An 11,671-nucleotide genomic window follows, 5' to 3' on the forward strand; every position below is an offset into this window, starting at 1 on the left:
TGACACTATCCCCACTTGCGCTTTCAGCCGTCGCGGGGAGGAGAGCTCCTTCCCCTTCCCGCGGCGGCATCCGTGAGCGCGCAACCGCAACGTGCCGGGAAACGACATGGACGTGACCAACCTTGAATCTGTCCGCGACGACGACTTCATCCATGCGGTCATGGAGGAGAGCGGGCAGGATCTTACGCACTGTTATCAGTGCGGCAACTGTACGGCGGGGTGTCCGTGCGGATTCGTCTACGACATCCAGGTCAGCCAGATCATGCGCAACCTGCAGGCGGGCCGGAAAGACAAGGTGCTGAACAGCCGCTCCATCTGGCTGTGCCTGTCCTGTTCCAGCTGCACCACCCGCTGTCCCAACAACATCGACGTGGCGCGGGTGATGGACGTTCTGCGCCACATCGCCCGGCGCGAGGGCCGGGTGGCCGAGAAGGGCGTTACCACCTTCTGGGACGCCTTTCTCGCTTCCGTGCGCAAGCATGGCCGGGTCTACGAACTGGGCGTGGTGGCCAACTACGTGGCCCGCACCGGCAGGGTGTGGACCGACATCGATCTTCTGCCGCGCATAGCGCCCAAGGGCAAACTTTCTCCCATGCCGCACGGCATTCAGGGCCGGGACGAGATCGCCCGCATCTTCCAGCGCTACGAGGAGGAAAGGACGCGATGAATCTCGCCTACTACCCCGGCTGTTCGGGGCTCGGCACCTCGCGCGAGTACGAACGCTCCACCCGGGCCGCCTGCGCGGCGCTGGGCGTGAAGCTGACGGAAATTCCGGACTGGAGCTGCTGCGGCTCCACCCCGGCCCACGCGCTGGAACACGCCCTGTCGGGCGCGTTGTCGGCCCGCAATCTGGTGGGTGCGGCCCGCGCGGGCTGCGACACCGTGGCCACCCCCTGTCCGAGCTGCCTTTCCAACCTCAAGACCGCCCGCCACCGCATGGCCGACGACGGCTTTCGCGCCAAGGTCGGTCGCCTGCTGGACGAATCCGCCGACAAGCTGGCCGACCTGCCCGACGTCCAGTCGGTGCTGGAAACGCTGGTGACCCGCGTGGGCCTGGACGCCATCCGCGCCAAGGTGCGCCAGCCCTTCGCCGGGCTGCGCGTGGCCCCCTATTACGGCTGCATCATGACCCGCCCGGCGGATGTCATGCGCTTCGACGATCCGGAAAACCCCACCTCCATGGACGACCTGCTCACGGCGCTGGGCGCCGAGGTGGTTCCCTTCCCCTACAAGGTGGAATGCTGCGGGGCCTCGTACGGCGTCACGCGGCGGGACATCGTGGCCCGGCTTTCCGGGCGGCTGCTGGGCGCGGCGCGCGATGCCGGCGCCCACGCCGTGGTGGTGGCCTGCCCGCTGTGCCAGATGAACCTGGACCTGCGCCAGACGCAGGTGGAGTGGCCCGGCGGCAAGGCCGTGGACATGCCGGTGTTCTACTTCACCCAGTTGCTGGGGCGCGCCCTGGGCGTGCCGGATGCGGAACTGGGGCTGGAGCAGCTGTGCGTGGACCCGGGCATCGCCTTCCGCCGCGCGGCGCAGGTTGTAGCGGCGCGGCAGGCCGAAGAGGCCGCGCAGGCAGCCAAGGCTGCTGCCAAGGCAGCGCAGGCCAGGCAGGCCGCCGCAGTGAATGAAGGGGGCAGGGCATGAGAATAGGTGTTTTCGTCTGCCACTGCGGCAGCAACATCGGCGGCACCGTGGACGTGCCCGGCGTGGCCGAGGTGGCCCGCGCCTACCCCGACGTGGTCTTTTCCTCCGACACCATGTACGCGTGCTCCGAACCGGGGCAGGCGGCCATCGTGGACGCCATCAGGGAACATGCGCTGGACGGCGTGGTGGTTGCCTCGTGCACCCCGCGCATGCACGAACCCACCTTCCGCCGCACGGTGGAACGGGCCGGGCTGAACCGCTACATGTTCGAAATGGCCAACATCCGCGAGCATGTCTCGTGGATCGGGAAGGACCGCGAGGCCAACAGCAACAAGGCTGCGGAGCTGGTCCGCATGGCCGTGGAAAAGCTGCGCCTGAACGCCCCGCTGTACCCCAAGTCGTTCGACGTGACCAAGCGCGTGCTGGTCATCGGCGGCGGGGTGGCGGGCATCCAGGCGGCGCTGGACTGCGCCGACGGCGGCATCGAAGTGGTGCTGGTGGAGCGCGAATCGACCATCGGCGGCAAGATGGCCAAGCTGGACAAGACGTTCCCCACCGTGGACTGTTCCAGCTGCATCCTTGGCCCCAAGATGGTGGACGTGTCGCAGCACCCCAACATCCGCCTGTACGCCCATGCCGAGGTAGAGAAGATCGGCGGCTACGTGGGCAACTTCAAGGTGGACGTGCGGCGCAAGGCCACCTACGTGGACTGGGAACTGTGCACCGGCTGCGGCCTGTGCATGGAAAAGTGCCCCAGCAGGAAGTCGCCCGATGCGTTCAACGAGCACGTGGGCGTCACCACTTCCATCAACATTCCGTTCCCGCAGGCCATCCCCAAGAAGGCCATCATCGATCCCGCGTCCTGCCGCCAGTTCGTCAAGGGCAAGTGCGGCGTGTGCGCCAAGGTGTGCCCCACCGGGGCCATCCGCTACGACATGGAAGACCAGGTGGTCACCGAGGAAGTGGGGGCCATCATCACGGCCACGGGCTACGACCTGTTCGACTACACCAAGTACGCGGAATACGGCGGCGGGCGCTACCCGGACGTTATCACCTCCTTGCAGTACGAGCGGCTGCTGTCGGCGTCCGGCCCCACGGGCGGGCACGTCAAGCGCCCGTCGGACGGCAAGGAGCCCAAGACCGTGGTGTTCATCCAGTGCGTGGGCTCGCGCGACCGTTCGGTGGACCGACCGTACTGCAGCGGCTTCTGCTGCATGTACACCGCCAAGCAGGCGGTGCTGACCAAGGACCACATCCCCGATTCGCGCAGCTACGTGTTCTACATGGACATCCGCGCCAACGGGAAGATGTACGAGGAATTCACCCGCCGGGCCATGGAAGAGTACGGCGTGCAGTACGTGCGCGGCCGCGTGTCCATGATCGTCCCGCAGGGCGACACGTACCTGGTGCGCGGGGTGGATACGCTGCTCGGCGAACAGGTGGAGGTGCCCGCCGACCTGGTGGTGCTGGCCGTGGGGGCGGAATCGTCCCACGGGGCGCCGCAACTGGCCGAAAAGCTGCGCATCTCGTACGATAATTACGGCTTCTTCATGGAAAGCCATTGCAAGCTGCGTCCGGTGGAAACCAATACCGCGGGGGTCTACCTTGCCGGTGCGTGCCAGGGCCCCAAGGACATCCCGTCCTCGGTGGGGCAGGGCAGTGCGGCGGCGGCCAAGGTGCTGGGCCTTTTCTCGCGCGGCAGGCTGGAAAGCGACCCGCAGATCTCGCAGGTGGACGTGCGCCGCTGCGTGGGCTGCGGCAAGTGCATCACCACCTGTCCCTACGGGGCCATCGAATGGATGGAACTGCGCGGCGAGATGAAGGCCCGCGTCATTGAAACGGTGTGCCAGGGCTGCGGCATCTGCACGGTCACCTGTCCGCAGGGGGCCATCCAGCTGCAGCACTTCACCGACAACCAGATCCTCGCGGAGGTCAACGCACTATGCCTGTCCTGAAGGGGAAGGAACTCCGCGTCGTAGGGTTCCTGTGCAACTGGTGCTCGTACGGCGGTGCCGACACCGCCGGGGTCGGGCGATTCTCGCAGCCCACGGACCTGCGCATCATCCGCGTGCCCTGTTCCGGCCGCGTGGACCCCATGTTCGTGGTCAAGGCGCTGCTGGGCGGCGCGGACGGGGTACTGGTTTCCGGCTGCCACCCGCGCGACTGTCACTACAGCCAGGGCAACTTCTACGCCCGGCGTCGCCTTGAAACGCTGAAAACCTTCCTGCCCGCCCTCGGCATCGACCCGGACCGCTTCCAGTACACCTGGGTTTCCGCGTCGGAAGGGCAGCGCTGGAAGAACGTGGTCTCCACGTTTGTTGAAAAGGTGCACCAGCTGGGACATGCCCCGCGCATAGAGGAAGCCGCTCCGTACCTGCCGCTGGCGGCGGGGGGCGACAGCCCGCGCGCGCCGCTGCGCCCGCTTGCGTACCCGGCGGCGGGAACGCTGGCCGCATCGCTGGAGCAACTGCGCGAGAAGATTCGCGCGGCGCTGCCGGAACTGGACTGCGTCATCGGCTGGCAGCAGGGCTTTGACGCGCTGCACGCCACGCCGCTGTTCATGCGCAAGCCGGAAGACGTGGACAAGCTGACCTGGGGCCCGCTGAACGTGCACAACCTGGCCACCTACCTGCCGCAGTTCAAGAACCGCAAGGTGGGCGTGGTGGTGAAGGGGTGCGACAGCCGCTCGGTCATCGAGCTGTTGCAGGAAAAGCTGGTGGAGCCCGACAACGTGCGGGTGTTCGGCATGGCCTGCGAGGGCGTGGTGGACATGGCCCGCGTGCAGAAAACGCTGGACGCGGGTAACGCGGATGGCGCGATGTGCGCAGACGTGGCGCCTGCGGCGGTGGCGGCGGAAGGCGACGGCCTGACCGTTGAGGGAGAAGCCCCCGCGCGTCTGAAGCTGGCCGACGTGGTGGCGGAAAAGTGCCGCACCTGCGACACGCCGGTGCCCCTGCTGGGCGACGTGGTGGAGGGCAACGCCTCCGCCCCGGCGGGCCCCGCGCCCGACGCGCCGCCCAGTCTTGAAGTGCTGGACGCCATGACCCCGGAACAGCGGCGCGGCTTCTGGCGCGCCCAGATGGACCGCTGCCTGCGCTGCTACGCCTGCCGCAACGCGTGCCCCATGTGCGTGTGCCGCGACCACTGCATTGCCGAAAGCCGCGACCCGCACTGGACCACCCAGGAAGGCAACGTGCGCGAGAAGTTGCAGTTCCAGGTCATCCATGCCCTGCACCTGGCCGGGCGCTGCACCGAATGCGGTGAATGCCAGCGGGCCTGCCCGGTGAACATCCCGGTGCTGTCCCTCAAGCAGTGGATGAACCGTTCGGTGCGCACCCTGTTCGACTACCGCGCGGGCGTTGACGTGAATGCGGTGCCGCCGCTGCTGGCCTTTGCCGTGGAAGAAAAGAACATCAAGGAGCATGGGCTGTGATGAGCTTCGCACGATACATCGCGCGCGGCGAACTTGCCCGCGCCCTCGACGACATGGCTCGGGGCCGCGTGACCTACGCACCCCGCCGCGAAGGCGACGCCGTGGTCTTCCGCCCCCGCGCGGAAGGCGAGGAACCGCTGCTGGCCCGCGCCACGGTGCCGCCCAAGGGCGTCATCTTTCCGCAGAGCGAGCGGCTGTTCGCCTTCATCCGCGAAAAGGACCCCAACGACCCCGGCCACACCACCGTGCGGCTGGATTCCACCGTGGACATCGAACCGGCGCTGATCTTCGGCGGTCGCCCGTGCGACGCGCGCGGCTTCCACATCTTCGACCGGGTCTACCTGAACGGCCCCCACCGCGACCCGTACTACGCGGCCCGGCGCGAGGCCACCGTGGTGGTCACCCTGGCCTGCAACAAGGCCGGGTCCACCTGCTTCTGCCACTGGACCGGCTGCGGCCCGGCGGACACCACCGGCTCGGACATCCTGCTGACCCCCGTGGGCGAGGGCGCTGACGCCGGTTTCGTGGCCGTGGCCGTCACCGAGCGCGGCGGCGCCGTGCTGGAAGCCGCCAACCTGCCCGAGGCCGACGCCGCCCGTTCGGACGCCGCCCAGGCCGTGCATGCGGCCACCCAGGCGGCGCTGGACGCGCAAAGCCCGGCCCGGGACCTGTCCGCCACGCCGGCGCGGCTGCTGGAACGCTTCAGCGACAGCGACTTCTGGCGCGACATGTCGGACAAGTGCCTGTCCTGCGGGGCGTGCACCTACCTGTGCCCCACCTGCTACTGCTTCAACATCACCGACGAGAACGACGGCGGCGACGGCATGCGCGGCAGGCGGCTGCGCAGTTGGGACAACTGCATGTCCTCGTTGTTCACCCGCGAGGCCAGCGGCCACAACCCGCGCATGGGCAAGGCCCTGCGCCTGCGCAACCGCGTGGGCCACAAGTTCTCGTACTATCCGCAACTGCACGAGGGCGTGGTGTCGTGCAACGGCTGCGGCCGCTGCATCACCGGCTGCCCGGTATCCGTGGACATCCGCGAGATGGTGGTGCGCGCCACCGAAGCCAATGAGGAGACCCCCAATGCCTGACGCCATCACCCCGCAAGCGGGCGCGCACGCCACCACCCTGGGCACGGGGTTCACCGACAACCCCTACCTGCCCGACGTGGCCACCGTGCTGGAAACCGTGCAGGAAACCCCGACCATCAAGACCCTGCGCGTGCGCATCGACGACCCGGCGCGCATGGAGTCCTTCCGCTTCAACCCCGGCCAGGTGGGCCAGCTTTCGCTGTTCGGCGTGGGCGAATCCACCTTCGTCATCAACTCGCCGCCCACCCGCATGGACTACCTGCAATTCAGCATCATGCGCGCGGGTGAGGTGACCGCCGCCCTGCACGGGCTGAAGCCCGGCGACAAGGTGGGCGTGCGCGCCCCGCTGGGCAACTGGTTTCCGTTCGAGGACATGCGCGGCAAGGACATAGTGTTCGTGGGCGGGGGCATCGGCATGGCCCCGCTGCGCACGCTGCTGCTGTACATGCTGGACAACCGGGCCGACTACGGCAACATCACGCTGCTGTACGGCGCGCGTACGCCGAGCGACATGGCCTTCCGCGACGACGTGCAGGAATGGCTGGGCCGCTCCGACATGCAGACCACGCTGACCGTGGACCAGGCCCCGGAAGACTGGCCGCACCGTGCGGGGCTGATTCCCCACGTGCTGCTGGACCTGGCCCCGTCCAATGCCAACAGTGTTGCCGTGCTGTGCGGCCCGCCCATCATGATCAAGTTCACGGTGGAAGCGCTGAAGAAACTGCACTTCGCCGACGAGCAGATCATCACCACGCTGGAACGGCGCATGAAGTGCGGCATCGGCATCTGCGGGCGCTGCAACATCGGCACGAAATACGTGTGCATGGACGGGCCGGTGTTTACGTATGCGGAGTTGCGCGACTTGCCCAACGAACTCTAACCGCAAGTTGGCTTTTGCCCGCTGGCTGCGTCAACCGGCGCCCGCCATGCGGTCGAATACGAGAAGAGTATGCTCCCGCCTGGCGGGCTTGGTTTCCTTGCCAGCGAACAAAATCCTGCCTTGCGGGCGGGAGCGCGGGCAGACGGGATAACTGCTCCCCGCCAGCACTGAGAGTACTTTCGGAAAGTCCACAAGCCCCTGGCGCGGAAGTGCCGCGCGGGGACCTACGGAGAGCATATGGCCGAGTTCTTCAACGCCGCAGACGTCACCGCCGCCGCCATCCGCATCGAGCAGCGCGGCCAGGACGTGTACAATCAGGCCGTGGCCATGGCCACCAAGCCGGAAGTCAGGGCGCTGTTCCAGCATCTTGCCGCCGAAGAGGCCAGGCACGAGGCAACCTTCCGCGCCATGGCCGACCGCGTCGGCCCCGTGGAACTGCCCGCGTGGAGCATTGCCGCCGAGTACGTGGAATATCTGCACGCGCTGCTTGATTCGCACGCGCTGTTCACCCAGGCCGGTACCCTGACCGCGCTCAAGGGGGCCGCCGACGACCACGCCGCCGCCTTGCGCATGGCCATCCAGTTCGAGAAGGACACCCTGCTGTTCTTCACCGAAATGCGCGAACTGGTGCCCGCCGGGGAAAAGGCGGCGGTGGATGCCTGCATTGCGGAAGAACGCGCCCATCTGCGCGCCCTTACCGCCATGCTGGCGCAAGTGAACGCATAGCCCTTTGCGCACTGGCGGCCGCCAGTGCATGCATGTTCCGCGCGCAACGACTGACGCAACGGCGCGCGCGGGGCCGGTCCGCACCGGGTGTGGCCCGGCGCAATGGAGGGGCGGACGGCCGGAAAGAGGCACCCGGCCGTCCGTCATCTCCATGGTCAGCGTCGCATGTCCGCCCCGCGCAGCCTCCCGCGGGCGGTGGTTACAGTCTGGCAGTGTGCACGGCGCGTTGTCGCCCGTGCCGCCCAGCCAGCACGGGAGGCCTTGGTGCTGCAATCGTCCCCCTTCGATTCGTCCTCCCTGGGCGATCCGGACATGGCCCCGGCGGCCTCCGGCTTTCGTCCGGCAACGTCCGGCGGTGTTCCCGCGTGGAGCATTGCCGACGAGCGCGTCTTTCTGGACCATATCCCCTCGCTGTTCCTGGCATCCGACCTGTTCGCCGCCGCCTACCTGCGCGCCGGGCGCCATTGCCTGCGTCCCGTGACGCCGCTGGCGCTTTCCGCCGCCGTCACCTGCGAGGGGCCGTGGCTGGACCAGGGCGATCTGGACGTCTATCTGGCCTGCCTGCTGCTGGCCCTGCGCCAGGGCGGGCGTGCCCCCCGGCTGCGTTGCCCGGCGGACGAAGCCGCCCGGCAGGCCGGGCTGGGGGGCAGGGCAGGGGCGGCACGCTTTGCCGCGCGGCTGCACCGCCTGCACGAGGCCCGCATGGCCTGCGGCGATGGCCGGTTTGCGGCGCGGATGCAGCTTGTGTCCGCCGTGGTGCGCGACGAGGCCTCCGGTACCCTGCGCATCGAGTTCGGCCCCGAGCCGTTCGAGGCCCTGCGCGAAGCGCCGGGTGCTGTACGCTTCATCGCGGACCGGGCCGCGCTGGGCCGCGACGGTCTGGGCAAGTGGCTGCTGGGCGTGGCCTGGACCCTGCGCGAAACCTGCCTGATCGATCCGCAACGCCTGCGGGCCATGGTGCCGGGCGGAAAGAACCGGGATATCCTGCCGCTGTTGCAGGAATTCGCCCGGCGTGGTTATATCCGCGATATGGTCACCCGTTCCGACGGGCTCGTGATCGTCCAGCCGGGCCATCGCCCCGGCGGGCCGCATGCTGCGGCGCATGGGAGCGGCAACGGGAACATGCCGCAACTGTGCAGGTTGCTGACATAGCGGGATGAATGGGTGGCATCGCCGTCAGGCCGTCGTGGGGCGGATGGGCGGCAACCCCGCGCGCGACGTTGTGGGACGTTGCGTGCGGCGATGCGGATCGGCGCGGGCTTGCCCGTGCATGGTCCGCTACCGGAGCACCGGTGCAGGCCCTTCTGGTGCCCCGTCGGGCGAACCCGGCGGGCATGCCAGCCCGGTGAACCGGTACGGCAAGACACGACATGCAGGGCAGGCGACGCCCCGCCGCACGGCGCGGGCCTCGGGAGCAGGGAGCACATGCGGATTACCAAATTCGCCATTCCGGAGATCATCTTCGGACATGGCAGCCTTGACCATCTTGCGCCGTGCGCCCGCAGGCTGGGCGCCTCGCGCGTGCTGCTGGTCAGCGACAAGGGCCTGGAGTCCAGCGGCTGGGTGGAACGGGTCATGGACATCCTGAGCGGCAACGGCCTTGAATGGGTGTACTTTGCCGATTGCAGTTCCAACCCGCGCGACCATCAGGTGCACGAGGGCGCGCAGATCTACCGCGAGGAACGCGCCGACGTGGTCATCGCCCTTGGCGGCGGAAGCCCCATGGACACGGCCAAGGGCATCGGCACCATCGTGGGCAACGGCGGGCGCATCAGCGACTACGAGGGCGCCAACAAGATCATGCGGCCCCTGCCGCCCATGATCTTTCTGCCCACCACGGCGGGCAGCGGGTCGGACATCTCGCAGTTCTGCATCATCACCGACGTGGAGCGCCGCCTGAAGATGTCCATCATCAGCCGCTCGCTGGTGCCCAACGTGTCCATCATCGACCCGCAGGTGCTGCTGACCAAGAGCGAGGAACTGATCATCGCCTCGGCCATCGACGCCTTTGCCCACGCCGTGGAATCGTACCTGTCCCTGCTGGCCTCTCCGTTCACCGACCATCAGGCCCTGCGCGCCATGGAACTGATCATGGCCAACCTGATGCCGGCAGTGGAACGGCGCGACCCGCATGCGCTGGAGCAGCTCAGCATCGCCAGCACGGCGGCGGGCATGTCGTTCAGCAACGCGGGGCTCGGCATTGGCCATTCGCTGGCCCATTCGCTGGGGGGCATGTTCGACGTGCTGCACGGGCTGGTGCACCCGGTGCTGCTGCCGCACGTGATGCGCTACAACCTGCCGGTGAGCGTGGACCGGCTGGCGGCCATCGGGCGCATCGTGGTGGGGCCGCGAGTGGCCAGCGCGGAAAGCATTGCCCGCGCGGGCATAGAGCGGCTGGGCGAGTTCTTTGCCGGGCTGGGCGTGCCGGTGCGGCTGGGGCAACTGCTGCCCGACAGGTCCGCGCTGGAAACCATCGCCCGCACGGCGGTGCACGACGCCTGCACCCTGACCAACCCGCGCGCGGTCACCTGGCAGGACTTGCTGACCATCTGCGAAGAGGCGTGGTGACATGACCCAGGGAACCAGCCTTGACGACCTTATCGGCATAGAACACAGCAAGCTGGGCTTCTTTCAGGAACTGCGTCAGACCATCGAGCAGTTGAAGGCGGCGCACCGCGATTCGGAGCGCAACCGCCTGGAGATAGAAGCCATCCTGGATGGCATCACCGACCTGATGATGGTGCTTTCCAAGGACTTGCGCATCATCGCCGTGAATCATGTGTTCTACGACATCCTGGGCGTGCGCGACCCGGAAGGGCGCTACTGCTACGAAATCTTTCGCCATCAGGACCACCCCTGCCCGGAATGCCCGGCGCACCGTTCGTTCGTCACCGACGAGGTGTGCCGCGAAACGTCCATCTTCCGTATCAATGGCCGCAAGTTGCAGTTCGAGATGGTGGCCTCGCCCATCAAGGATCCGGCCACGCAGGACCGCCAGATCCTCATCTTCAAGCGCGACGTGACCCTGGAAAAGGAATTCCAGGCCAAGTTCCATCAGGCCGAGAAAATGGCCACCGTGGGCATGCTGGCCGCCGGGGTGGCGCACGAGGTGAACAACCCGCTCACGGCCATCCACGGCTTTGCGGAGGGCATCCTGCGCCGGGTGGAGCGGCTGCGCGGCATCGTGGACCCGGAGATGCACGCCGACCTCGCGGACTACGCCGGAACCATCCTTGGCGAATGCGGTCGCTGCCAGGAGATCGTGCATTCGCTGCTGACCTTCAGCAGGCCGCATTCCTCGGAATTTTCGCCCGTCAACCTGAACGTGGTGGTGGGCGATACCCTGAAGCTGCTGCACAACCACCTGAAGCAACCCAAGTACCGACGTGTGCGCATCGACGCCCGGCTGTGCCCCACGGCACCGGTGGTGCTGGCGTGCGAGGCGCAGTTGAAGCAGGTGATGCTGAACCTGCTGGTGAACGCGCTGGATGCCTTTGACGGCTCTGCCGGACCCGAGGGCAAGGGACAGGCTGGTCCCCCCAAAGGAGACACTGGCAGCGTTGACGGCGACGCGCCAGACGGTGTCGAATATCTCCCCACCGTGAACGGGGGGAGGGGGCGCAACGGGGTCGAGGCGGTCATCACCGTCACCCCGTTCCGGGACGGACGCCACGCCGGGTTCGTGGTGCGCGACACGGGCAGCGGCATTCCGCCGGAACACCTCGATTCGCTGTTCGAGCCGTTCTTCACCACCAAGCCGGTGGGGCGGGGCATCGGCATCGGGCTGTCCACCTGCTATACCATCGTCACGGAACATGGCGGCGACATCCGCGTGGAAAGCCGGGTCGGCGAAGGGTCCACGTTCACCGTCACGCTGCCGCTTCCGCCGGAGTAACC

The 11,671-nt window shown here is 67.6% G+C and carries 10 protein-coding genes; all 10 read left to right on the forward strand.

Annotated elements, in window-relative coordinates:
* The first annotated feature begins 106 nt into the window (after window positions 1-106).
* Window positions 107-667 carry a 4Fe-4S dicluster domain-containing protein gene (locus K6142_RS06595; protein WP_012611473.1) on the forward strand — a complete coding sequence of 187 codons (561 nt, stop codon included), beginning with the start codon at window positions 107-109 and terminating at the stop codon, window positions 665-667.
* Window positions 664-1,644 carry a CoB--CoM heterodisulfide reductase iron-sulfur subunit B family protein gene (locus tag K6142_RS06600; RefSeq protein WP_190245777.1) on the forward strand — a complete coding sequence of 327 codons (981 nt, stop codon included), beginning with the start codon at window positions 664-666 and terminating at the stop codon, window positions 1,642-1,644. The genes K6142_RS06595 and K6142_RS06600 overlap by 4 nt, the downstream gene beginning before the upstream one ends.
* A complete protein-coding gene (locus tag K6142_RS06605; RefSeq protein ID WP_190245778.1) occupies window positions 1,641-3,599 on the forward strand; it encodes a CoB--CoM heterodisulfide reductase iron-sulfur subunit A family protein in 1,959 nt (652 codons plus the stop codon). Before K6142_RS06600 ends, K6142_RS06605 begins: the two co-directional genes overlap by 4 nt.
* Complete coding sequence (locus tag K6142_RS06610) at window positions 3,587-5,077, forward strand: hydrogenase iron-sulfur subunit (protein ID WP_190245779.1); 1,491 nt, start codon at window positions 3,587-3,589, stop codon at window positions 5,075-5,077. The genes K6142_RS06605 and K6142_RS06610 overlap by 13 nt, the downstream gene beginning before the upstream one ends.
* Entirely contained in the window at window positions 5,077-6,168 is a 1,092-nt protein-coding gene (locus K6142_RS06615; RefSeq protein WP_223380778.1) for a 4Fe-4S dicluster domain-containing protein, read from the forward strand. The genes K6142_RS06610 and K6142_RS06615 overlap by 1 nt, the downstream gene beginning before the upstream one ends.
* The gene (locus K6142_RS06620; protein ID WP_190246094.1) at window positions 6,161-7,048 is read left to right on the forward strand and encodes an FAD/NAD(P)-binding protein; all 888 of its coding nucleotides are present in this window, start codon (window positions 6,161-6,163) and stop codon (window positions 7,046-7,048) included. Before K6142_RS06615 ends, K6142_RS06620 begins: the two co-directional genes overlap by 8 nt.
* Before the next feature lie 237 nt (window positions 7,049-7,285).
* Window positions 7,286-7,774, forward strand: coding sequence for a ferritin-like domain-containing protein (locus K6142_RS06625; protein ID WP_190246095.1), 489 nt, complete (start codon window positions 7,286-7,288; stop codon window positions 7,772-7,774).
* 264 nt (window positions 7,775-8,038) lie between these two features.
* Window positions 8,039-8,926, forward strand: a complete 888-nt coding sequence (locus K6142_RS06630; protein WP_223380779.1) for a hypothetical protein — start codon at window positions 8,039-8,041, stop codon at window positions 8,924-8,926.
* A gap of 273 nt (window positions 8,927-9,199) precedes the next feature.
* Entirely contained in the window at window positions 9,200-10,342 is a 1,143-nt protein-coding gene (locus K6142_RS06635) for an iron-containing alcohol dehydrogenase (RefSeq protein WP_190243436.1), read from the forward strand.
* 1 nt (window position 10,343) lies between these two features.
* Window positions 10,344-11,669, forward strand: a complete 1,326-nt coding sequence (locus K6142_RS06640) for an ATP-binding protein (RefSeq protein ID WP_190243435.1) — start codon at window positions 10,344-10,346, stop codon at window positions 11,667-11,669.
* Window positions 11,670-11,671 lie beyond the last annotated feature (2 nt).

This window comes from Nitratidesulfovibrio sp. SRB-5 (genome assembly GCF_019931275.1).
Classification (GTDB): Bacteria; Desulfobacterota; Desulfovibrionia; order Desulfovibrionales; family Desulfovibrionaceae; genus Cupidesulfovibrio.